Origin of the sequence: Kitasatospora sp. NPDC059408, assembly GCF_042751525.1 — a bacterium.
Lineage (GTDB): Bacteria > Actinomycetota > Actinomycetes > Streptomycetales > Streptomycetaceae > Kitasatospora.
Genome location: NZ_JBHYWI010000043.1, coordinates 47,617 through 68,552 on the forward strand (window position 1 = coordinate 47,617; position 20,936 = coordinate 68,552).

21 protein-coding genes are annotated in these 20,936 nt (G+C 72.5%); 9 read left to right on the forward strand and 12 right to left on the reverse strand.

The window, feature by feature from the left end:
* Positions 1-5: 5 nt before the first annotated feature.
* Positions 6-770 (reverse strand): class I SAM-dependent methyltransferase, encoded by a 765-nt coding sequence (locus ACFXDE_RS26425; RefSeq protein WP_380497218.1) that lies wholly within the window; start codon positions 768-770, stop codon positions 6-8.
* Positions 771-1,277: 507 nt separating this feature from the next.
* Positions 1,278-4,259, reverse strand: coding sequence for a BTAD domain-containing putative transcriptional regulator (locus ACFXDE_RS26430; protein ID WP_380497219.1), 2,982 nt, complete (start codon positions 4,257-4,259; stop codon positions 1,278-1,280).
* A gap of 214 nt (positions 4,260-4,473) precedes the next feature.
* On the opposite strand from ACFXDE_RS26430, the gene ACFXDE_RS26435 reads away from it, so the two are divergent.
* Entirely contained in the window at positions 4,474-4,761 is a 288-nt protein-coding gene (locus ACFXDE_RS26435) for a hypothetical protein (protein WP_380497220.1), read from the forward strand.
* A 532-nt stretch (positions 4,762-5,293) separates the two neighbouring features.
* Here the strand turns inward: ACFXDE_RS26435 and ACFXDE_RS26440 are convergent.
* Positions 5,294-5,584 (reverse strand): hypothetical protein, encoded by a 291-nt coding sequence (locus ACFXDE_RS26440; RefSeq protein ID WP_380497221.1) that lies wholly within the window; start codon positions 5,582-5,584, stop codon positions 5,294-5,296.
* Positions 5,585-5,750: 166 nt separating this feature from the next.
* Here ACFXDE_RS26440 and ACFXDE_RS26445 point away from each other — a divergent pair, with 166 nt between their 5' ends.
* Complete coding sequence (locus tag ACFXDE_RS26445) at positions 5,751-6,509, forward strand: GntR family transcriptional regulator (RefSeq protein WP_380441615.1); 759 nt, start codon at positions 5,751-5,753, stop codon at positions 6,507-6,509.
* Positions 6,510-6,530: 21 nt separating this feature from the next.
* Here ACFXDE_RS26445 and ACFXDE_RS26450 read toward each other — a convergent pair whose 3' ends face one another.
* From ACFXDE_RS26450 to ACFXDE_RS26460, 3 genes are all read right to left on the reverse strand, one after another.
* On the reverse strand, positions 6,531-6,791 hold the full coding sequence (locus tag ACFXDE_RS26450) for a Txe/YoeB family addiction module toxin (protein WP_380497223.1): 261 nt from the start codon (positions 6,789-6,791) through the stop codon (positions 6,531-6,533).
* Positions 6,788-7,060: a type II toxin-antitoxin system Phd/YefM family antitoxin gene (locus ACFXDE_RS26455; protein ID WP_380497224.1), complete on the reverse strand. Its 273-nt coding sequence runs from the start codon at positions 7,058-7,060 to the stop codon at positions 6,788-6,790. The genes ACFXDE_RS26450 and ACFXDE_RS26455 overlap by 4 nt, the downstream gene beginning before the upstream one ends.
* 150 nt (positions 7,061-7,210) lie before the next feature.
* Positions 7,211-8,878, reverse strand: coding sequence for a fumarate hydratase (locus tag ACFXDE_RS26460; RefSeq protein ID WP_380497225.1), 1,668 nt, complete (start codon positions 8,876-8,878; stop codon positions 7,211-7,213).
* A gap of 206 nt (positions 8,879-9,084) precedes the next feature.
* Between ACFXDE_RS26460 and ACFXDE_RS26465 the strand changes: the two genes are divergently transcribed.
* Together ACFXDE_RS26465 and ACFXDE_RS26470 are read left to right on the forward strand one after the other, a co-directional pair.
* Positions 9,085-9,810, forward strand: coding sequence for a DUF1707 domain-containing protein (locus tag ACFXDE_RS26465; RefSeq protein WP_380497237.1), 726 nt, complete (start codon positions 9,085-9,087; stop codon positions 9,808-9,810).
* A 346-nt stretch (positions 9,811-10,156) separates the two neighbouring features.
* On the forward strand, positions 10,157-10,531 hold the full coding sequence (locus ACFXDE_RS26470) for a WhiB family transcriptional regulator (RefSeq protein ID WP_380441661.1): 375 nt from the start codon (positions 10,157-10,159) through the stop codon (positions 10,529-10,531).
* Between the two features lie 99 nt (positions 10,532-10,630).
* Here ACFXDE_RS26470 and glpX read toward each other — a convergent pair whose 3' ends face one another.
* Positions 10,631-11,671 carry a class II fructose-bisphosphatase gene (gene glpX / locus ACFXDE_RS26475; RefSeq protein ID WP_359963404.1) on the reverse strand — a complete coding sequence of 347 codons (1,041 nt, stop codon included), beginning with the start codon at positions 11,669-11,671 and terminating at the stop codon, positions 10,631-10,633.
* Positions 11,672-11,919: 248 nt separating this feature from the next.
* Between glpX and ACFXDE_RS26480 the strand changes: the two genes are divergently transcribed.
* Positions 11,920-12,435, forward strand: a complete 516-nt coding sequence (locus ACFXDE_RS26480; RefSeq protein WP_380441621.1) for a DUF4245 domain-containing protein — start codon at positions 11,920-11,922, stop codon at positions 12,433-12,435.
* A gap of 111 nt (positions 12,436-12,546) precedes the next feature.
* Here ACFXDE_RS26480 and ACFXDE_RS26485 read toward each other — a convergent pair whose 3' ends face one another.
* A complete protein-coding gene (locus tag ACFXDE_RS26485) occupies positions 12,547-13,149 on the reverse strand; it encodes a malonic semialdehyde reductase (protein ID WP_380441623.1) in 603 nt (200 codons plus the stop codon).
* A gap of 147 nt (positions 13,150-13,296) precedes the next feature.
* Complete coding sequence (locus tag ACFXDE_RS26490) at positions 13,297-13,557, reverse strand: exodeoxyribonuclease VII small subunit (RefSeq protein ID WP_380497226.1); 261 nt, start codon at positions 13,555-13,557, stop codon at positions 13,297-13,299.
* Positions 13,558-13,658: 101 nt separating this feature from the next.
* Here ACFXDE_RS26490 and ACFXDE_RS26495 point away from each other — a divergent pair, with 101 nt between their 5' ends.
* Entirely contained in the window at positions 13,659-14,147 is a 489-nt protein-coding gene (locus tag ACFXDE_RS26495; RefSeq protein ID WP_380441626.1) for a GNAT family N-acetyltransferase, read from the forward strand.
* Here the strand turns inward: ACFXDE_RS26495 and xseA are convergent.
* Together xseA and ACFXDE_RS26505 are read right to left on the reverse strand one after the other, a co-directional pair.
* Complete coding sequence (xseA, locus tag ACFXDE_RS26500; protein ID WP_380441628.1) at positions 14,144-15,370, reverse strand: exodeoxyribonuclease VII large subunit; 1,227 nt, start codon at positions 15,368-15,370, stop codon at positions 14,144-14,146. The two genes, ACFXDE_RS26495 and xseA, sit on opposite strands and share 4 nt — an antisense overlap.
* Before the next feature lie 184 nt (positions 15,371-15,554).
* Positions 15,555-16,949, reverse strand: coding sequence for an APC family permease (locus tag ACFXDE_RS26505; protein ID WP_380497228.1), 1,395 nt, complete (start codon positions 16,947-16,949; stop codon positions 15,555-15,557).
* An 87-nt stretch (positions 16,950-17,036) separates the two neighbouring features.
* Here ACFXDE_RS26505 and ACFXDE_RS26510 point away from each other — a divergent pair, with 87 nt between their 5' ends.
* Both ACFXDE_RS26510 and ppgK read left to right on the forward strand, forming a co-directional pair.
* The gene (locus ACFXDE_RS26510) at positions 17,037-18,011 is read left to right on the forward strand and encodes a 4-hydroxy-3-methylbut-2-enyl diphosphate reductase (protein WP_380441633.1); all 975 of its coding nucleotides are present in this window, start codon (positions 17,037-17,039) and stop codon (positions 18,009-18,011) included.
* Positions 18,012-18,143: 132 nt separating this feature from the next.
* Entirely contained in the window at positions 18,144-18,890 is a 747-nt protein-coding gene (gene ppgK, locus ACFXDE_RS26515) for a polyphosphate--glucose phosphotransferase (RefSeq protein ID WP_380497229.1), read from the forward strand.
* Between the two features lie 21 nt (positions 18,891-18,911).
* Here the strand turns inward: ppgK and ACFXDE_RS26520 are convergent, their stop codons facing one another.
* Entirely contained in the window at positions 18,912-19,526 is a 615-nt protein-coding gene (locus ACFXDE_RS26520; protein WP_380441637.1) for a DUF6542 domain-containing protein, read from the reverse strand.
* A gap of 273 nt (positions 19,527-19,799) precedes the next feature.
* Here ACFXDE_RS26520 and ychF point away from each other — a divergent pair, with 273 nt between their 5' ends.
* Positions 19,800-20,873, forward strand: coding sequence for a redox-regulated ATPase YchF (gene ychF, locus ACFXDE_RS26525; RefSeq protein ID WP_380497230.1), 1,074 nt, complete (start codon positions 19,800-19,802; stop codon positions 20,871-20,873).
* Positions 20,874-20,936 lie beyond the last annotated feature (63 nt).

The following is a 20,936-nucleotide window of genomic DNA, read 5'->3' on the forward strand; positions in this document are numbered from 1 at the left end:
GGCGGTCAGCCGACGCGTCGGCAGCAGAGGAACAGTTGCTCCTCCGGCGGCAGCGAGGTACTGGCCGGCGCGTACGGGTGCCCCGAACACTCCTCTACGGCGAACCCGGACGCGACCAGAACCCGTTCCAGATCCTCCCGCAGATACCCGCTGATCCGCAGCTCTCTGCCAAGGAACGGAAGCGGAACGTGATCCAGATCGGCCTCGACCATCCCGAGGGCCAGCAGCCCGCCCGGCCGCAGCAGCGCGTGCAGCCGGCCGAGGACGGTCGGGATCTCGTCCTGCGGCAGCAGGATCAGCGAGAAGAACGCGGTGACGGCGGCGAACCCGCCCACGCCGTCCGGCCCGAGCCCGGGCACGTTCCAGACCCGCCCGGCGCGCTCGGTGCCCAGGTCGTAGAGGTCGATCCGGTGGAAGACGGGCGGGTGCTCCCCCGGGTGGTGGGCCTGCGCGGCCAGCGTGAGCATCACGTCCGAGAGGTCCGTCGCGGTGACCCGCAGCCCGCCCGCGGTCAGCTGGCGGACCGTCGGCTCCCCGGTGCCGCAGCCGACGTCCAGGACCCGGGCGCCCGGCTCCAGCTCCGCCAGCAGCCGCCGGCCGCACGCGAGCTGTCCGTCCTTGGCCGGGAACGCCTCGCCGTACCCGGCGCCGATCGTGTCGAAGGCGACCGCCTGCAAGGCCCGTACGGCCCGGCGCCGCCGGGTGTCGGGCTCGTCGTCACCCGCGTCCTCGCCGACGGGGAACGGGTCCGATATCTGTCCGGTCGTCACGATAGAGAGGCACCCTTCCACCCTGGCCTCCGCCAGCCTGGCCGGCCGCTGCCGGTGGCGGTGCGTCACGCTCCCCGCATCACACTGACGGACTGCACTCCGCACGCTGAGAACTGGGCATTCCGAAACTCTGGCACGTCGCCGGCCGGCACTTGTGTGTGCACTGGCATCTGAGAATATGCGTGATCACACCGCCGTGGGGCCCCTTTCCGGCCAACTCGTCGTTCTTGGGCCGTTGTGGACGGTGTTGCGGAAGCACGACGGTGCGGGCCGGGGTGGTGCGCGCCGGCCCCGCACGCCGCACAGCGCGCCGGGGGCGTGGGTGCTGACCTGCGGTTTTCACCGCTCCGCAGGCTGACAATCGGACGTTTATCGAACGTCAATCGGCGCGGTGCACAGTAGGGACCAGCGCCGGGGAAGCGTTGAGGGCGCTCCCGCAGCCGGGGGGCTGCGGGGGCGCCGACGCAACGCGAATCGGGGGAGGATCTCCGCTGCGGGGTGGAGGCCTCACGGCGCCGGGGGTGAGGAAGAGGCAGGCTCGGTGTGCTGCTGGGAGATGAGGTCCGCCACGGGGGAGGCCTCCGGCACACCGAGCCGCGTGAACATCGCGTGCGCCTCCCGCAGACACGCCAGCCCGCGGGCCGGCTGCGCGAGCGCCAGCAGCGCCTCGCCGAGCGCCGCGTTGGCGAGGCCCTGGCAGTAGGCGCCGTCGATCTCCTGGGCGATCGCCAGCGATTCGCCGGCCGCCTCGGCCGCCTCGCCGGCCTGTCCGATCGCCAGCAGGCTCTCCGAGAGGCGGGCCAGCGTGTACCCCTCGCGGAGCCGGTTCTGCTGCTCCTGGTACAGCTTGTGCGCCTCCCGGAGGTGCGAGACGGCCTCCACCGGCGCACCCGTCGACGACAGTACGACGCCGAGCTGGTAGACCGTGTCCGCGAGGCAGGCCCCGTTCGCCGACCTGCGCGCGTTCGCCACCGCCGCGTGGACGGACTCGACGGCCTCCGCGGTCCGCCCGACGTCGAGCTGGGCCCGGGCGATGTTCCCGAGCAGCCGCGCCTCGCTGATCGGTGCGCCGACGACGTGGCTGATCGAGAGCGCCTGCTCGAAGAACGGCAGGGCTTCGGCGCTCCGGTTGGCGATGCTCAGGATGATCCCGAGGGTGTTGGTGACCATCGAGCGCACGACCGTGACGTCGTCCGGGTGCTGGAGCGACAGGCTCTCGCGCAGGGAGTTCTCGGCGCCCAGGAAGTTGTTCGCGAAGTACTCCAGCGTGCCCCAGGCCAGGTGGACCCGGGCGAGCGCCCGGGTGTCCCCGTGCGACTGGGCGTTGGAGTCGGCGATCTCCAGCAGACGCCGGGTCCTGGGGGCGTGAGTCGGGTCCTCGACGATGCTGTTGAGCGTGATCAGCAGGTCCAGAGCGGGCCGCAGCAGGTTCGGCGGGCCTCCCAGCGCCGCCTCGAGCGTGCTCAGCAGCATGCCGGTCTCGGCGCGCAGCCACTGCTGGGCGTCGGCGGCGGTCGCCAGGCCGAGCCCCGGCGCCTTCAGCTCCTCCAGCGTCTCGAAGAGCAGATCGTCGGGCTCGATGGCCTGCGCGGCGGTGCGCAGCGTCGGCAGCAGGTGCTCCAGCAGCCGGAGCACCGCCTGCTGCTGCTCCTGCGTGTCCGCGGACTTCTCGTTCTGCCGCTGGGCGTAGAGCCGCAGGAGGTCGTGGTAGCGGTAGCGCCCGGGCGTGAAGCACTCCAGCATGTTCGCCTCGACCAGTGCCTCGGCCAGGTCCTCGGCACGCTCCTCGGCCTCGCCGAGGAGCGCCGCCACGGCGTCCAGCGGCAGGTCGGGGGAGTCCACGAGGGAGAGCAGGCGGAAGGCACGGGCCTCGTCGGCGCGCAGTTGGCCGTACCCGAGCCCGATCGTCGTTTCCACCGCGAGGTTGCCCAGCTGCAGCTCGTCGAGCCGCCGCCGTTGGTCCGCTAAGCGCCGGGCGAGGTCCGAGATGCTCCAGCGCGGCCGGCTGGCGAGCCGGGCCGCGGCGATGCGGACGGCCAGGGGCAGGAAGCCGCAGGCGGTGACCACCGCCAGGGCCGCGTCCGGCTCGGAGGAGACGCGCTGCTCGCCGACGATGGCGGAGAACAGCGCCAGGGCCTCGGCGGGCGTCAGTTCCTCGACGTCCACCAGATGAGCACCCGGGATCCCGGCGAGCCGCGACCGGCTGGTGGCCAGCACCGCACAGCCCGACACCCCGGGGATCAGCGGCCGCAGCTGGTCCGCGTCCTGGGCGTTGTCGAGCAGGATGAGCATCCGCCGGTTCGCCAGCAGCGAGCGGTACAGGGCGGAGCGCTGCTCCACCGAGTCCGGGATCTCGGTGACGCCGAGGGCGTGCAGGAAGTCGCCCAGGACGACGGCGGGTTCGGCCGGTGAGGCGCCCGCGCCGCGCAGGTCGACGTACAGCTGGCCGTCGGGGAACTCGGCCCGCACGCTGTGGGCGACGTGCACCGCGAGCGTCGTCTTGCCGACCCCTCCGATGCCGGCCAGCGACGTCACCACGACGGCCTGGCCGGTGGCGCTCTGGAGCACCGCGCGGAGCTCGTTGACCAGCCCTTCGCGTCCGCTGAAGTCCGATACGTCGGCGGGCAGTTGTGCCGGCGCCGGCACGCTGGTCGTGGCGTCGTGCCGGACGGCGGCGGGGCCGGTGCCGGTGGGCGGGGTCAGGGCGGGGTCACCGGCCAGGATGCGGGCGTGCATCGCGGAGAGCCCCGCACCCGGTTCGACGCCGAGCTCGTCGATCAGCAACTTGCGCGTGTCGGTGTAGACGCCGAGCGCCTCGGCCTGCCGCCCGCAGCGGTACAGCGCGAGCATCAGCAGCTCCCGCAGGCGTTCCCGCAGCGGGTGTTCCGACGTCAGCGAGCTCAGCTCGGCGACGACCTCGGTGTGCAGGCCGATCTCCAGCGCGACCGCGCAGCACTCTTCCCAGACCGACACGTGTCGCTCGGCCAGCCGCAGCCGCTGGGAGTCGGCGTACGGTCCCGGCACGCCGGCCAGGGCCCGACCTCTCCACAGCGCCAGGGCGGAGACGAGCAGCCGGTGTGCTTCGGCCGGGTCCCCCTTGGTCCGGGCGGTGGCGGCCTCGGTGACGGTGGTTTCGAAGACCGAGAGGTCCAGCGTCCCGGAGGAGATCCGCAGCGCGTACCCGTCGCTCACCGAGACGAGGATCTCGGCCGGCGCGCGCACCTCTCGGTGCGGCTCGATGACCGTGCGCAGCCGCGAGACGTACGTCCGCAGCGCGGCGATGGCCTGCGGCGGGGGCCGTTCGCCCCAGATGCCGTCCACCAGGTCCTGCGTCGTGACCGGGCGGCCCTGCTGGAGCAACAGCGAGGTCAGGACGGCCTGCTGCTGGGGGGATCCCAGCGACAGGGGCTGCTCGCCGCGCCACGCCTGCATGGGGCCGAGCACCTGGAAGCGCAGCGCCTTGCTGTGCGGCGTTTCCTGAGGCTCCATGAATCCCCCGATTGACCTGTGGCGGGTGCGCGGGGCGCTTGGGTGGTCCCGCTGTGGTCGCATCAGCTTAGGCGGGCGGCTGTAAACACCGGAGAGCGGCTCCGGCGGCGCGATGTTTATAGGACATTTAACGGCTCCTACGATACTGTCCCGGCGCCTTGGTCGAGTCAGTCGGGCGCGAGCAGACCTCAATGACCTGAAAGGCAGCCAACCCATGGCCGAGAATGACCCCACCAGCACTGTGACGCCGCAGGCCGCGCCGAACGCCAACGGGGCCGCCGCCGCGGGCCAGCCCGCCGGCGCCGTGGCCACCGCGACTCCCGCCGCCGACGCGGCGGTGGCCGACGCCGCGTCGAACGTGGCCGGGTACATAGTGCCCGCGGACGAGCAGCACGTCGACCCCCAGGAGCTCATGGGCGGCGGCGAGGTGGAGGAGCCGCAGCACCCTCAGGGCAAGCCCGGCGAGACCGTCCCGCTCGGTGTCATCAACAGCCGGCCGTAAGTGATCCGGGCCGTCCGCCCGGTGCCGCACCCCTGGTGAGGCGCCGGGCATGCACTGTCGACGGCCCCGCGCGCACCGCCCGGCGATCCGGATTCCGGTCGCCGGCCCCCAGGCAGAGCCGATCAGTTCGATAGCGAGGTTGTCATGAGCAAGCTTCGTCGTATTGCGGTGGTAGCGGTGTCGACGGCCCTTCTGGCCGCCGGTTCCGTGGTGACGGCCACCGGCGCCTTCGCCGGGGTCATCTTCAGCCGTCCCTGACTGGACGTCAAGGTCGCGCCCTGCGTTCGCAACTGGCGAGTGCGGGGCGTTCGTCGTTTTCGGGGGAGCGGCGGTGGTCGGATCCCGCCCGTCGGCCTCCTTCGCGGTGCCGGCCCCGAATTCTCCCCCGGGAGTTTCGTGGCGGCCCGGACCCTTTCCGGAATTCCGGATTCGGGGGAAATCGCCGCGATGTCTTGAATGGCCGTTTTGCTGGATTTTGCAGGGCAATGGCGGTTGTCGCCATTTTAACGAATGACGATCTCGTTCCGTGCCGCTAGCCGGCGCGCTCCCCGCCGAGGTGGCGGCAGCGGCCGCGGGCGGGGCGGCGGGGTCTTCCGGTCGGATCGGAGTCCGGGCCGTCGTCGGCCGGGGCGGGGGTCGGGGCGGGGGCCGGGGTGACGTGGGTCGGGTCGGCGGTCCATTCGCGGCCGCCGGACTCGGGGCGCAGGTAGTGCTCGCCGCCGATGGTGTCCATGTAGATGCCGGTGCGCCCGGTCCTGCGGTCGAGGACGCGGTCACCCGCGTGCGGCCGGTAGGCGGCGGCGTTGCGCTGACGGGGATTCACCGAACCCTCCCTTGCTCTGCGGTCGCCGTCCGCGCGTCCGTGGTGACGCTCGGCGACTACCCAGCATCTCTAGAGAAGCTAATATCTCTAGAGATGTCAACGGTCGTATCCGCTTACTTGCGACCGCGGGCGCGCCTACGATTTCCGAGAGGGAGAGGGAGCGGCGATGACCGGCAGCAGTGGCGACAAGCAGCCCAAGTACCAGCGGATCGCCGACACGCTCAGGGCGGCCATCGACGCCGGCGAGTACCGCGCGGGCGACCGGCTGCCGGGAGAGAACGACCTCATGGACGAGTACGGCGTCGCCCGGATGACCGCCCGCCAGGCCCTCGGGGTGCTGCAGAGCGAGGGCATCGCCGAGGCCCGCCGGGGCGCCGGGGTGTTCGTGCGGGACTTCCGCCCGCTGCGCCGGCACGGGATCCAGCGGCTCGCGCAGGGCCAGTGGGGCTCCGGGCGGTCGATATGGTCCGCGGACATCGACCGGCGCACCCTCGTCGTCGACCAGGTGTCGGTCACCGAGCGCGGCGCGCCGGAGCACGTGGCCCGCGTCCTCGGCGTCGACCCGGGCGAGCCGATGTGCGTGCGCCACCGCCGCTTCGTCCTGGACGGCAAGCCGGTGCTGCTGTCCACGTCCTACCTCCCGGCGGTCCTGGTCGCCGGCACGGCGATCACCCGCGAGGACACCGGCCCGGGCGGCACCTACGCCCGCCTGGCCGAGATCGGCGCTAAGCCCGTCCACTTCCGCGAGGAGGTGCGCTCGCGCATGCCGAGCGCCGAGGAGGGCGTGCGCCTGGACCTGACCGCCGGCACCCCGGTGATCCTGATCTGCCGCACCGCCTTCGCCGACGAGGGCCAGGTCGTCGAGCTGAACGAGATGATCCTCGACGCCGCGTCCTACGTGCTGGAGTACGACTTCGACGCGTGAGCAGGGCCCTGCCGGCCATGGCTACCGATAGTGGTAGCGGGCCTTGAGGATCTTCACTTCCTTCTCGTCGGCGCGGTACACCAGGCGGTGCTCGTCGTCGATCCGGCGCGACCAGTAGCCGGCCAGGTCGCCCTTCAGCGGCTCGGGCTTCCCGATCCCCTCGAAGGGGTCGCGCTGGATCTCGCCGATCAGGCGGGTGATGCGCTGAGCCATCCTGCGGTTCGATCCGAGCCAGAACAGGAAGTCCTCCCAGGCGTCCGGGTCGAAATGGACGCTCCTCACACCTCACCCGCCAGGGCGTCCAGTTCCTCCATGGTCCTCGTGACGCCGGAGTGGCCGGCCTTGTCGCGGGAGACGGCCTCCATGAGCCGCTGGGCGTTGGCGGGGGAGCGCAGCAGGTAGATGGTCTCCTGCCAGGAGTCGTAGTCCTCGGCCGACATGAGGACCGCGTCCCCGCTCTTGGAGGTGATCCTTATCGGGGCGTGGTCGTCGTTGACCTTCTTGATCAACGGGAAGAGCTGTGTGCGGGCCTCGCTCGCGCTGATCGCCATCGACATGCCTCCTGGATTCGCACCGGATGCGCACCGGATCTCCGTACCGAGATGGTACAAGTTTCCGGTACCGACTGCCACGCCGTATCGAACGCCACCGCCCCGGGCGCGCGGAGGCGGCCGGGGCGGTGGGGTGGGACCGGGGGAGGGCTACTCCTTCGAGCGCACCCGGAGGTTGGTGATCAGCGGGCCCTCGGTGGTCTCGCGGAAGAAGTCGTTGCCCTTGTCGTCGACGACGATGAAGGCCGGGAAGTCCTCGACCTCGATGCGCCAGACGGCCTCCATGCCGAGCTCGGCGTACTCCAGGACCTCGACCTTCTTGATGCAGTCCTGGGCGAGCCGGGCCGCCGGGCCGCCGATCGAGCCGAGGTAGAAGCCGCCGTGCGCGGCGCACGCGTCGGTGACCTGCTTGCTGCGGTTGCCCTTGGCGAGCATGACCATCGAGCCGCCGGCCGCCTGGAACTGGTCGACGTAGGAGTCCATCCGGCCCGCCGTGGTGGGGCCGAAGGAGCCGGAGGCGTAGCCCTCGGGGGTCTTGGCCGGGCCCGCGTAGTAGACCGGGTGGTCCTGGAGGTACTTGGGCATGCCCTCGCCGGCGTCCAGGCGCTCCTTGATCTTGGCGTGCGCGATGTCGCGGGCGACGACGAGCGTGCCGGTGAGCGAGAGCCGGGTCTTCACCGGGTACTTGGACAGCTCGCTGCGGATCGCGGACATCGGCTGGTCGAGGTCGACGCGCACCACGTCGTCGTCCAGGTGCTCGTCGGTGGTGTCCGGCAGGTACTTGGCCGGGTCCGTCTCCAGCTGCTCCAGGAACACGCCCTCGGCGGTGATCTTGCCGAGCGCCTGGCGGTCGGCGGAGCAGGAGACGGCCATGGCGACCGGCAGCGAGGCGCCGTGGCGCGGCAGGCGCACGACGCGCACGTCGTGGCAGAAGTACTTGCCGCCGAACTGCGCGCCGATGCCGATCTTCTGGGTCAGCTCGGTGACCTTCTGCTCCAGGTCCAGGTCGCGGAAGCCGTGCCCGGTCTTCGCGTCGCCGGAGGTCGGCAGGTGGTCGAGGTAGTGCGCCGAGGCGTACTTGGCGGTCTTGAGCGCGAACTCGGCGCTGGTGCCGCCGATCACGATGGCCAGGTGGTACGGCGGGCACGCGGCGGTGCCGAGCGAGCGGATCTTCTGCTCCAGGAACGAGAGCATGCTCGCCTCGTTCAGGATGGCCTTCGTCTCCTGGTACAGGTACGACTTGTTGGCGGAGCCGCCGCCCTTGGCCATGAACAGGAACTTGTACGCGTCGCCGTCGGTGGCGTACAGCTCGATCTGGGCCGGCAGGTTGTTGCCGGTGTTCTTCTCGTCCCACATGGTCACCGGGGCCATCTGGGAGTAGCGCAGGTTGAGCTTGGTGTACGCGTCGTACACGCCGCGCGCGATGGCGGACTCGTCGGCGCCGGAGGTGAGCACGTTCTGGCCGCGCTTGCCCATGACGATCGCGGTGCCGGTGTCCTGGCACATCGGCAGGATGCCGCCGGCCGAGATGTTGACGTTCTTCAGCAGGTCCAGCGCGACGAAGCGGTCGTTGGGGCTGGCCTCCGGGTCGTCCAGGATGCGGCGCAGCTGGGCGAGGTGCGCGGGGCGCAGGTAGTGCGAGATGTCGTGCATCGCCTCGGCGGTGAGCAGGCGCAGCGCCTCGGGCTCGACCTGGAGGAAGGTGCGGCCGCCGGCCTCGAAGGTGGAGACGCCCTCGGAGGTGAGCTTGCGGTACGGGGTCGGGTCAGCGCCCAGGGGGAGCAGGTCGCTGTACTCGAAGTCTGGCGTGGGAGCCATGGGGGCGGTCCTTAGGTTTCCAGTGATCCGGCTGCGTCGGCGAAGCACCATCCAGGGTAGGACCCGGCGATCGCGTGCACGCGGACAGGTCCGCCTTGCGTGACCGGGCTCACTCGGGCAGCAGTGCGAGCGACTAGTCTTGGCCCGTGGACAACTCGCCGCCGCAGGACGATCAGGGTCGGCCGCCCGTGCCGGCGCCCGTGCCGATGACCAAGCCCGAGAACCATCCCGAACCGCGGCCCCGGCCCGAGCGGCCGGACCGGCCGGCGCCGGCGCCCGCGCACGCCCCGGTGGCCGAGGCCGAGCTGCGGGCCTCGGACGCCGACCGCGAGCGGGTGGCCGACCTGCTGCGCGACGCCTACGCCGAGGGCCGGCTGGACGTCGACGAGCACGCCGAGCGCATCGAGGCCGCGTACGCGGCGAAGACCCTGGGCGAGCTGGCGCCGCTCACCCGCGACCTGCCCAGCCACCGTCCGCTCTCCTTCGAGAAGCCGCCGCTGGACGCCCCCGCCGCCCGCCCGTCCGTCCCGGCGCAGCCGCCGGCCCGTCAGGAGGCGCCCCAGATGGTGGCGATCTTCGGCGGGGCGTCCCGCAAGGGCCGCTGGCGGGTCGGCTCGCACCTGAAGGTGGTCGCGGTCTTCGGCGGCGTGGACATCGACCTGAGCGACGCCGTCTTCGAGTCGCCGGAGGTCGTCATCGACGTGCTGGCGCTGTTCGGCGGCGTCGAGGTCCGGGTGCCGGAGAACGTCAGCCTGCACGGCGGCGGCGTCGGCATCTTCGGCGGCTTCGACGTCAAGGAGCAGACGGCGGCGGACCCTTACGCCCCGGTGGTCCGGATCCGGGGCACGGCGATCTTCGGCGGCTGCGACGCCAAGCCGCGCCGGGGCAAGAAGCTCAAGGAGTGGGTGCGCAAGCAATTCGGCGTCGAGTAGCGGGCGTTGGCCGGCGCCTGTCCGGCCGCCGACCTGCGCGTGATCCGACCGGTGCCCGGCCGCGGGAGCAACTCCCGGCCGGGCACTCGGCGTTGCGGCGGGTGCAGCGAGTAGTCGATTGCGTGCAGTGTGCATGAATCGCGGCCCGGCGGGGTATTCCCTCTCGCACATCGCTTCTTGTACGGCTGCGCACCGGGGGCGGCCAGCGGCCGGCCCGGAGGTGGAGAGCGGGGGCTCGCAGCCGGGCAGGGGAGCGAGCTTCCCCGTGTCCGAGAGTCTCGTCAGGAGTACGGCCGTGCTGCATCCGATCGAGTCCCGCACCACCTCGCCCGTCGCCGCCGCGCAGCTGTTGGAGCCCCGCCCCGACAGCCGCCCGCAGCCGCAGGGCTCACCGGCCGGTCAGGGGCCCCAGGGAGAGGACAACCCCTGGCACACCGGCGCCGCGTGCCGTCGGGACGAGGTGGGGCTGTTCTTCGCGCCGTCCAAGGAGCCGACGGCGGCCCGGCTGTCGCGCGAGGACCAGGCGAAGCGGGTCTGCGCCCGCTGCCCGGTGCTGCTGGAGTGCCGTGAGCACGCGCTGGCGCAGCCGGAGCCGTACGGCGTCTGGGGCGGGCTGACGGCCGCCGAGCGGCGCGTGGTGCTGGCCCGTCGCCGCCGCCGGGAGTCGGAGCTGCGCGAGGCGGCCCGGGTGTCGACGGCCCACCGGCGGATAGCGGGCTGACGGCGCCGGATCGCGCGCCGGAACGCGCCGCGGCCCCGGCGGAGGGGGATTCCGCCGGGGCCGCGTCGTGTCGGGCTGTGAACTCCAGGCCTTGGAGCCTCAGTTGGCGCGGTCGAAGTCGATCGCGCTGTAGGCCCGCAGCTTGGACAGCTTGTGGGTGGAGTGGATCTCGCGGATGGTGCCGCTCTTGGAACGCATGACCAGCGAGCTGGTGGTGGCGGTCTCCGAGCGGTAGTGGACGCCGCGCAGCAGCTCGCCGTCGGTGATGCCGGTCGCGACGAAGAACACGTTCTCGCCGCTGACCAGGTCGTCGGTGGTGAGGACCCGGTCGAGGTCGTGCCCGGCGTCGAGGGCCTTCTGCCGCTCGGCGTCGTCCTTGGGCCACAGGCGGCCCTGGATCACGCCGCCCATGCACTTCATCGCGCAGGCCGCGATGATGCCCTCGGGGGTGCCGCCGACGCCCATCAGCAGGTCGACGCCGGTGCCCTCGCGGGCGGCCATGATGGCGCCGGCCACGTCGCCGTCCGAGATGAACTTGATCCGGGCGCCCGCCTCGCGAATCTGGCGGACCAGACCGTCGTGGCGCGGGCGGTCGAGGACGACGACCGTGACGTCCTCGACGGCGCTGCCCTTGGCCTTGGCGACCCGGCGGATGTTGACGGCCGGCGGGGCGGTGATGTCGACGAAGTCGGCGGCCTCCGGCCCGGCGACCAGCTTGTCCATGTAGAACACGGCGCTGGGGTCGAACATCGTGCCGCGGTCGGCGACCGCGAGCACCGCGACGGCGTTGTTCATGCCCTTGGCGGTGAGCGTCGTGCCGTCGACCGGGTCGACCGCGACGTCGCACTCGGCGCCGGTGCCGTCGCCGACCCGCTCGCCGTTGTAGAGCATCGGGGCCTCGTCCTTCTCGCCCTCGCCGATGACGACCACGCCGTTCATCGAGACGGTCGAGACGAGGGTGCGCATGGCCTTGACGGCCGCGCCGTCGGCGCCGTTCTTGTCGCCGCGGCCGACCCACCGGCCGGCTGCCATCGCCGCCGCCTCGGTGACCCGGACGAGTTCGAGCGCGAGGTTCCGGTCGGGAGCCTCGGGCGCGACCTCAAGGGCACTGGGAAGGTGGTGCGGGTACTGCGTGGTCATCGTCGTTACCTCTCTGTACGCGACGGCCAGTGAGCGCCCGACTACTGCCTGGTCGAACGCCGTGGTGAGGGTCCTGCGATCGTATCTGCCTTAGAGATGACTGTCTGTGGCGCGGGTCGCCACGCTCGGCCCGGCTCCCTCCCGGTAACCACCGGTTCGTCCCGCTTCACCCGTACGCGGGCACCCCGGGTGACCTGTCCGGTGTGTGGATGAGTCACCATGTGGGGGTGGCAGGAGAGAGCAAGGGCATGAGGGGCCGGCAGACCGTGCGGGACATGGTCCTGTCGATGCTGGCGGTCGGCGGCGTGGTGTGGATCGGGTACCTGTTCCTCCCGCACGACGCGGACAGCGTGCCCCAGCACAAGGTCGAGTACCGGGTCGAGGCGGCCACCGCGAAGCGCGCCGCGCCGTACAAGCTGGTCGCCCCGGAGGGGCTGTCCGACAAGTGGCGCGCCACGTCGGTCAGCTACCAGTCGGCCGCGCAGAGCAACGGCAAGGGCAACGCCTGGCACCTGGGCTTCGTCACGCCGTCCGGGCAGTACGCGGCGGTCGAGCAGAGCGACGTCCCGCGCGAGTCGCTGGTGTCGGACAAGGTCGACGGCGCCAAGCCGGACGGCACCGCGGAGGTGGCCGGCCGCACGTGGGACCGCGTGCAGGGCGCCAAGGCCCGCGCGCTGACCTCGCAGGACGGCGGCGGCACGACGCTCCTGACCGGCACCGCCTCGTACGACGAGCTCGCCGAGCTGGCGCAGGCGCTCAAGTAGGCCGTAGGCCGTTCGGGCCGCGCGCCGCAGAGGCCGTACGCCGCAGGGGCCGTACGCCGAAGGGCCCGCACCGGATGATCCGGTGCGGGCCCTTCCGCATGGCCGGGCGCGTCAGACGGTGGTGACGACCTCGTCGTAGGCCAGGCGCGGCGAACGCGGGAACCAGGCGTCCTCGCCCGGCTTGCCGATGTTCACCACGGCCAGCACCGAGTGCTCGCCGTCACCGAAGAACTCCTTGTTGATGCCCTCGGCGTCGAAGCCGGTCATCGGGCCGGCGGCCAGGCCCGCGGCGCGGACGCCGATGATGAAGTAGCCGGCCTGCAGGGCGCCGTTCAGGCGGGCGGAGCCCTCGCGGGCCGGGCGCTCCGAGAAGAACACGTCCTTGGCCTGCGGGAAGTGCGGGAACTGGGTCGGCAGCTCCTCGTGGAACTCGTTGTCCACGGCCAGGATGGCGACCAGCGGGGCGGCGGCGGTCTTGGCCTTGTTGCCGTCCGCCAGGTGCTGGACCAGGCGCTCGCGGCCCTCGGCCGAGCGGACCAGGACGACGCGCAGCGGCTGCTGGTTGAAGGCGGTCGGGCCGTACTTGACCAGGTCGTAGATGGCCTGGACCTGCTCCTCGGAGACCGGCTCGTCGGTGAAGGTGTTCGCCGTGCGCGCCTCGCGGAACAGCAGGTCCTGAGCGGCGGCGTCGAGTACCAGGGCGTCGGTGGTCATGCTTCTGCACCTCATGCGGGAGGGGGGTCGTCGGTGTGGCCGACCGCGGTCGGTCACTGCTTCCAACATAGGTGAAGTTTCAACTATTCCCAAGTGGTATGTGGCGCACATCACTTCGAAAGTGACACCGGCGCCCCCCGGGGCCGGTCACTCCCCGGCCCCGGTGCCCTCCTCGGCGGCCAGCGCGGCGTCCAGCCGGGCACGGGCACCGTCCAGCCAGCGCTGGCAGACCTTCGCCAGCTGCTCGCCGCGCTCCCAGAGCGCCAGCGACTCCTCCAGCGACGTGCCGCCGTTCTCCAGCTGCCGGACGACCTCCAGCAGCGCGTCCCGCGCGTGCTCGTAGCCGAGGGCGTCGTCCGCGCCCTGCGGCACCTCGCCGGGGCGCTCCTGCTCCTGCTGCTCTGCCATGCGAGCCAGACTAGGGGCTCACGCCGACAGAGCCGGCACAACGGCCGCGCCGGGTGGAATTCGGGTGCGCACGGCCGCTCCCCGGCACTACCCTCCGCCGCATGATCGACGTCCGCCCCGCCGCCCCGGCCGACGCGCCCGAGCTGGTCCGGCTGCGCAACCTGATGTTCGAAGCGATGCCGGGCATGGCCGCCCAGGCCGGCCCCGGCCCCTGGCAGGCCACCGCCGAGCGGGTGCTGCGCGAGCGCCTCGCCGTCCCGGCCGGCGCGCTCACCATGCCGTCCTTCGTCGTCGACGACCCCGCGCGGCCCGGCCGGCTCGCCGCCTGCGCCGTCGGCACGCTGGAGGAGCGGCTGCCCGCGCCCGGCAACCCGGAGGGCCGCTTCGGCTTCGTCTTCAACATCTGCACCGACCCCGGCCACCGGCTGCGCGGCTACGCCCGGGCCTGCACCGAGGCGCTGCTGCAGTGGTTCGACGACCACCGGGTCGGCCGGATCGACCTGCACGCGAGCAGTGGCGGCGAGGCGCTCTACCGCAGCCTCGGCTTCGGCGAGCACTCGACGGCGCTCTCCCGCCAGCGCTCGTTCTAGCCCGCGGAAGCCCCCTCCTCGGCCACCGTCACGCCGAACCCGCCGCCCGCCACCCGGGCGTGCAGCGCCTCCCCGGAGGCGACCTGGCCCGGATCCGTCACCACCGTGCCGTCCGCCCGCTGGAGCACCGCGTAGCCGCGCTCCAGGGTGGCCGCGGGGGAGAGCGCGACCACCCGGGCCAGCGTGTGCCCGAGGTCGCTCTGCGCGTGGTCCAGCCGGTGCCGCAGGGTGCGCCGGGCCCGCTCCAGCAGCCCGTCCACCTCCTGGCCCCGCCCGTCCAGCATCCGGTGCGGCGCGGCCAGCACCGGGCGGCTGCGCACGCCGTCCAGCCCGTGCTGCTCGCGCTCGACCCGCCCGTGGACGTACCGCCGGGCCCGGTCCCGCAGGTGGAGCACCTTGGCGAGTTCCTCGCCGACGTCCGGCACCACCCGTTTGGCGGCGTCGGTCGGAGTGGACGCGCGCAGGTCGGCGACGAAGTCCAGCAGCGGCTGGTCCGGCTCGTGCCCGATCGCGCTGACCACCGGCGTCCGCGCCGCCGCGACCAGCCGCACCAGCCCCTCGTCCGAGAACGGCAGCAGGTCCTCGACGCTGCCGCCGCCCCGGGCCACGATGATCACGTCCACCTCGGGGTGCTCGTCCAGCTCCCGGACGGCCGCGCTCACCCGCTCCACCGCACTGACGCCCTGCACCGGCACGTTCCGCACCTCGAAGCGGACGGCCGGCCAGCGCCGCCGGGCGTTCTCCAGGACGTCCCGCTCGGCCGCCGAGCCGCGCCCGGTGACCAGTCCGACGCACTGCGGCAGGAACGGCAGCGGCCGCTTCCGCTCGGCCGCGAACAGCCCCTCCCCGGCGAGCCGCCGCTTCAGCTGCTCCAGCCGGGCCAGCAGCTCGCCGAGCCCGACCGGCCGGATCTCCGAGGCCCGCAGCGACAGCTGCCCGCGCGCCGCGTACCACTCCGGCTTGGCGTGCACGACGACCCGCGCGCCCTCCTGCACGACGTCGGCGACCTGGTCGAAGACCGACCGGAAGCACGTCACCGTGAGCGACACGTCGGCCTGCGGGTCGCGCAGGGTCAGGAACACCACGCCCGCCCCGGGCCGCCGGCTGAGCTGGGTGATCTGCCCCTCCACCCACACCGCGCCGAGCCGGTCGATCCAGCCGCCGATCAGCGCGGAGACCTTGCCGACCGGGAGCGGGGCTTCGGGAGAGCTGCTGTTGGCCATGCGTACGAGGTTAGGGCCCGTCGTCAAACTCCCGTCTGCGTGGCGGCGCTGGGGCACGCGCCTCGCCGCGTTGTCGTCGGTCGCCGATGCTCCGCATGGACTCCCTCCTCCGCCTTGCGATGCACGCACCCCAACGCCGCCACGCCCGCCCTCCGGGCGGACGACGGGAGTTCGACGACGAGCCCTAACGGCGCCCGCCGACAGCGTCTCCGCCCGCGCCGCCCGTGCCGCCCGTGCCGACCGAACCCTGCACGGCCAGCACCACCAGCCCGACCGCCAGCCACGCCACCCCGACGATCTGCGCCGTCGTCGAGGCCTCGTACACCACCGCCCCGATCACCGCGATCCCCAGCACCGGCACCACCACGTGCCGCAGCCGGTCGCGCGAGCCGTGCCGCACCGCGTACCAGCCGACGACGGAGGCGTGCAGGAGCGCGAAGGCGGTCAGCGCGCCCACGTTCACCACCGAGGTGAGCCGGTCGAGGCCGTCGTCCCGGTTCGCCGCCCAGACCGCCGCCGCCAGCGTGATCACCGCCGCCGCGAGCAGCGCCCGGCGTGGCACCGCCGAGACCGGGTCGACCGAGCCGAGCAGCCGCGGCAGCCGCCCCTCGCGGCCCATCGCGAAGACCAGCCGACCGGCCGCCGCCTGCCCGGCCAGCGCCGCGAAGGCCGCGCCGATCGCCTTGCTCGCCGCCACCAGCACGTGCAGCCAGTGCCCGACGCCGGCCTCCACGGTGTCGTAGAACGCCGAACCCTGCGCCACCGGGTCGGCCGCCAGCTGCGCCGGGGTGAGCGGCTCCAGCAGCGCCGCCAGGTACGTCTGCGCGACGAACAGCACCCCGGCCAGCGCCAGGCACCACAGCACCGCCCGCGCCACCGCCGCCGACGCCCCCACCGCCTCCTCGACGAACGTCGCGATCGCGTCGAAGCCCAGGTAGGAGAGCACCGCGACGGACACCGCCGAGATCACCGCCGTCAGCGAGAAGGGGCCGACGGCGGTGAACGGCGTGTCCCAGGCGCGCCGGGCGCCGTCCTGGACCAGCACCACCACGGCCGCGACGACGAACACCGCGAGCACCGCGATCTCCATGGCGAGCACCGCGAAGCCGACCGAGGCCGCGGTCCGGACCCCGACCAGGTTGAGCGCCGTGGTCACCACGACCGCGAGCGCCGTCCACACCCAGCGCGAGACGCCCGGCACCAGCGAGTGCAGCGCGATCCCCGAGAAGAGGTACGCGACCGCGGGGATCAGCAGGTAGTCGAGCATCGCCATCCACCCGGCGACGAACCCGGGCCCCTCGCCGAGCCCGGCCCGTGCGTACGCGAACACCGACCCGGTCCGCGGCACCGCGCGCACCATCTGCGCGTACGAGAACGCCGTGAAGCCCATCGCGACCGTCGCCGCCAGGTACACCGTGGCGACGGCGCCGCGGCTCTTGGCGTCCAGCACGCCGAACACGCCGACCGGGGCCATCGGGGCGATGAACAGCAGCCCGTAGACCATCAGGTCGCGCACGCCCAGGCTGCGTCGCAGGCCGCCCGCGCCGCCCTGGGCGTCCTGCGCGATTCGCTCACTCATGAGCACCACATTTGAGCACCGGCGACCGGATCCGTCCGGATTGCGCCTCCCGTCGGCGCGGCTCCCCGCCGCCCGTACGATGGACCCATGTCCAACACCGCGCAGCGCCGTGTCCTGCTCGCCGCCCCCCGGGGCTACTGCGCGGGAGTCGACCGCGCCGTGATCGCCGTGGAGAAGGCCCTGGAGCAGTACGGGGCCCCCGTCTACGTCCGCAAGCAGATCGTCCACAACAAGTACGTGGTGCAGACCCTGGAGAAGAAGGGCGCGGTCTTCGTCGAGGAGACGGAGCAGGTGCCCGAGGGCTCGATCGTGGTCTTCTCCGCGCACGGGGTCGCCCCGTCCGTCCACGACGAGGCGAAGGCCGGCAAGCTGGCCACCATCGACGCCACCTGCCCCCTGGTCACCAAGGTGCACAAGGAGGCCGTCCGCTTCGCCGACGAGGACTACGACATCCTGCTGGTGGGCCACGAGGGCCACGAGGAGGTCATCGGCACGATGGGCGAGGCCCCGGAGCGGATCCACCTGGTGGACGGCGCCGAGGACGTGGCCAACGTGCAGGTCCGGGACGAGTCCAAGGTCGTCTGGCTGTCCCAGACCACCCTCTCGGTGGACGAGACCATGGCGACCGTCGGCGAGCTGAAGAAGCGCTTCCCGCTCCTGGTCAGCCCGCCCAGCGACGACATCTGCTACGCGACCCAGAACCGCCAGGTCGCCGTCAAGCAGCTCGCCCCCGAGACCGACCTGCTGATCGTCGTCGGCTCCAAGAACTCCTCCAACTCGGTCCGCCTGGTCGAGGTCGGCCTGGAGTACGGCGCCAAGGCCGCCCACCTGGTGGACTTCGCCGAGGAGATCCGCGAGGAGTGGCTGGAGGGCGTCACGACCGTCGGCCTCACCAGCGGCGCCTCGGTGCCGGAGATCCTCGTCGACGGCGTGCTGGAGTTCCTGGCCGCCCGCGGCTACGACACGGTCGAGACCGTCAAGACCGCCGAGGAGCACCTGACCTTCTCGCTGCCCAAGGAGCTGCGCCGCGACCTGCGTGCCGAGGCCGCGGGCAAGCTGTAACGCCGTGCCGCGAGGCCCGGTGCCCCACCCGGGGCACCGGGCCTTTCTGCTGTGCGCGGCCGCGCGGCCTCTCGTAGTTTTGTGCACAGGCTGTGGACGACGGTCCGCGGCATCCGGCGGAGGGCGGTCGTGATGACGGCGGTATTCGGAGTGGACATCGGCGGTTCGGGCATCAAGGGCGCCCCGGTCGACCTGGGCCGCGGCGCCCTGGCCGAGGAACGCCACAAGGTGCTCACCCCGCAGCCGTCCGCCCCCGAGGCCGTGGTCGCCGCCGTCCGGGAGGTGGTCCGGCACTTCGGCCACGAGGGCCCGGTCGGGCTGACCTTCCCCGGCGTGGTGGTCGACGGCCGGACCAGGACGGCCGCCAACGTCGACAAGGGCTGGATCGGCCTGGACGCCGAGGCGCTGTTCCGCGAGGCGCTGGACCTGCCCGCGACCGTCCTCAACGACGCCGACGCGGCCGGCCTCGCCGAGACCGCGCACGGCGCCGGCCGGGAGCAGTCCGGCGTGGTCCTGGTGCTCACCTTCGGCACCGGCATCGGCAGCGCGCTCTTCGTGGACGGCGTGCTGGTGCCCAACACCGAGCTGGGCCACCTGGAGCTGCGCGGCAAGGACGCCGAGCGCCGGGCCTCCTCGGCCGCGAAGGAGCGGCACGACCTGAGCTGGGAGCAGTGGGCCGGGCGGGTCGACGAGTACCTGGACCTGGTGGACATGCTGTTCTCGCCGCAGCTGATCGTGATCGGCGGCGGGGTGAGCCGCAAGCACCAGAAGTTCCTGCCGCTGCTGCGCGAGCGCGGGGCCCGGGTCGTGCCCGCGGAGCTGCGCAACGACGCGGGCATCGTCGGCGCCGCCATGGCCGCGGCCCGCGCGGCCGGCTGAGGCCGCCCGCGGGGGCGCCGCTCAGCGCGAGCGCTGGATCCGGCGCTGGGCGACGAACCGGGCGAGGACGATCAGCGCGGCCAGCCCGGTGCCGGTGAAGAGCCAGCCGGCCCGCAGCGCGAGCCCGGTCGCCAGCGCCACCACCTGGGCGGTCACGCCCGGGGAGTTGACCGGCGCGAGCAGCGACAGCGCGAGCGCGAAGGCGATCGGGCCGCTGATCGGCGCGGCGAGCAGGTCGACGTAGCGCACCCGGACGGCCAGCTGGAAGCAGACGACCACGTAGCCGAGGCCGAACAGCCAGCCGAGGCCGTCGAACAGCAGCCGGTCGGCCCCGGCCACCGCGAGGGTCGCCAGCACGCCGACCACGCCGGTGCCGACGGCGGTCAGTCGGGTGGGCCGCCCGGTGCGGCGGCGTCCGTAGAGCCGGGCGTCGCCGCGCCCGCGCAGCGGCAGCCGCAGCCGCAGTTTCGGGGTGGCCGGGCGGACGCTCGCGGGGGCCCCGGCCACCGGCCGCAGCCGGGAGGAGGGGGCCCCGGCGGCCTCGGGGCCGCGCCCGGGACCGGGGACGGCGGCGCCCTTGCCGTTCGGCGGACGGCGTCTGGGCCCTGGCGGCTGGGTACGGATGCTCTGCTCCACCCACCCAACGTACGGTCCGATCATCGCCACACTGTGTAATGGACCGTTCAGGCCTCGCTCCGTGTCTCCGGACGGAGTACTGATGTGATCGTCGTTCAGGCCCGCCGGCCTGCCCGGCCGACGCCGCTTCCACTCCGGCGACGGGCTGGGCAACCGGCCGGAGTTCCTGGAGCCCCTGCCGGTGGCGACCGGGGCGTGAGGAGCTGCCCGTAGACTTGGGGGTCGGCCCGCACGGTGCCGGTCCAACTCCTCCAAGCCCCGGGACTGCGCTTCATGTCGCTCACGATCGGAATCGTCGGCCTGCCGAACGTCGGCAAGTCGACCCTGTTCAACGCCCTGACCAAGAACGACGTGCTGGCGGCCAACTACCCGTTCGCCACCATCGAGCCGAACGTCGGCGTCGTCGGCGTCCCGGACACGCGGCTGGCCAAGCTCGCCGAGATCTTCGGCTCGCAGCGGATCCTCCCGGCCACCGTCGACTTCGTCGACATCGCCGGCATCGTGCGCGGCGCCTCCGAGGGCGAGGGCCTGGGCAACAAGTTCCTCGCTAACATCCGCGAGTCGGACGCGATCTGCCAGGTCGTGCGGGCCTTCACCGATCCCGACGTGGTGCACGTGGACGGCAAGGTGTCGCCCAAGGACGACATCGAGACCATCCACACCGAGCTGATCCTGGCCGACCTCCAGACCGTCGAGAAGGTCCTGCCGCGGCTCCAGAAGGAGGCGCGCCTCAAGAAGGACACCGCCCCCGTGCTGGCCGCCGCCGAGGCCGCGCAGGCGATCCTGGAGACCGGCAAGACCCTCTTCGAGGCCGGCTTCGACACCGCCCCGATCCGCGAGCTCCACCTGCTGACCGCCAAGCCCTTCCTCTACGTCTTCAACGTGGACGAGGACGAGCTGGCCGACGAGGACTTCAAGAACGCCCAGCGCGAGCTGGTCGCCCCGGCCGAGGCGATCTTCCTGAACGCCAAGATCGAGTCCGAGCTGATCGAGCTCGACGACGAGGAGGCGCTCGAACTCCTCCAGTCGATGGGCCAGGAGGAGCCCGGCCTCGCCACCCTCGCCCGCGTCGGCTTCGACACCCTCGGCCTGCAGACCTACCTGACGGCCGGCCCCAAGGAGACCCGCGCCTGGACCATCAAGAAGGGCGCCACGGCCCCCGAGGCGGCCGGTGTGATCCACACCGACTTCCAGAAGGGCTTCATCAAGGCCGAGGTCATCTCCTTCGCCGACCTGGTCGAGACCGGCTCCATCGCCGAGGCCCGCAGCAAGGGCAAGGCCCGCATCGAGGGCAAGGAGTACGTCATGCAGGACGGCGACGTCGTGGAGTTCCGCTTCAACGTCTGATCATTTGATTGCTTTGAGATAGATCGATCTGTCAAATGTGCAGGTCGGACGGGGCCCGCCTCC

Excerpts from the sequence above, each read along its gene's own strand:
- ACFXDE_RS26485 (WP_380441623.1), bottom strand. The coding sequence starts at position 13,149 with ATGACCACCGACGCCCTGGTACTCGACGCCGCCGCTCAGGACCTGCTG.
- ACFXDE_RS26495 (WP_380441626.1), top strand. The coding sequence starts at position 13,659 with ATGATCGACGTCCGCCCCGCCGCCCCGGCCGACGCGCCCGAGCTGGTC.
- glpX (WP_359963404.1), bottom strand. The coding sequence starts at position 11,671 with ATGACCACGCAGTACCCGCACCACCTTCCCAGTGCCCTTGAGGTCGCG.
- ACFXDE_RS26430 (WP_380497219.1), bottom strand. The coding sequence starts at position 4,259 with ATGGAGCCTCAGGAAACGCCGCACAGCAAGGCGCTGCGCTTCCAGGTG.
- ACFXDE_RS26465 (WP_380497237.1), top strand. The coding sequence starts at position 9,085 with ATGACCAAGCCCGAGAACCATCCCGAACCGCGGCCCCGGCCCGAGCGG.
- ppgK (WP_380497229.1), top strand. The coding sequence starts at position 18,144 with ATGACGGCGGTATTCGGAGTGGACATCGGCGGTTCGGGCATCAAGGGC.
- ychF (WP_380497230.1), top strand. The coding sequence starts at position 19,800 with ATGTCGCTCACGATCGGAATCGTCGGCCTGCCGAACGTCGGCAAGTCG.
- ACFXDE_RS26480 (WP_380441621.1), top strand. The coding sequence starts at position 11,920 with ATGAGGGGCCGGCAGACCGTGCGGGACATGGTCCTGTCGATGCTGGCG.
- xseA (WP_380441628.1), bottom strand. The coding sequence starts at position 15,370 with ATGGCCAACAGCAGCTCTCCCGAAGCCCCGCTCCCGGTCGGCAAGGTC.
- ACFXDE_RS26460 (WP_380497225.1), bottom strand. The coding sequence starts at position 8,878 with ATGGCTCCCACGCCAGACTTCGAGTACAGCGACCTGCTCCCCCTGGGC.
- ACFXDE_RS26490 (WP_380497226.1), bottom strand. The coding sequence starts at position 13,557 with ATGGCAGAGCAGCAGGAGCAGGAGCGCCCCGGCGAGGTGCCGCAGGGC.
- ACFXDE_RS26510 (WP_380441633.1), top strand. The coding sequence starts at position 17,037 with ATGTCCAACACCGCGCAGCGCCGTGTCCTGCTCGCCGCCCCCCGGGGC.
- ACFXDE_RS26505 (WP_380497228.1), bottom strand. The coding sequence starts at position 16,949 with ATGAGTGAGCGAATCGCGCAGGACGCCCAGGGCGGCGCGGGCGGCCTG.
- ACFXDE_RS26435 (WP_380497220.1), top strand. The coding sequence starts at position 4,474 with ATGGCCGAGAATGACCCCACCAGCACTGTGACGCCGCAGGCCGCGCCG.
- ACFXDE_RS26445 (WP_380441615.1), top strand. The coding sequence starts at position 5,751 with ATGACCGGCAGCAGTGGCGACAAGCAGCCCAAGTACCAGCGGATCGCC.
- ACFXDE_RS26455 (WP_380497224.1), bottom strand. The coding sequence starts at position 7,060 with ATGGCGATCAGCGCGAGCGAGGCCCGCACACAGCTCTTCCCGTTGATC.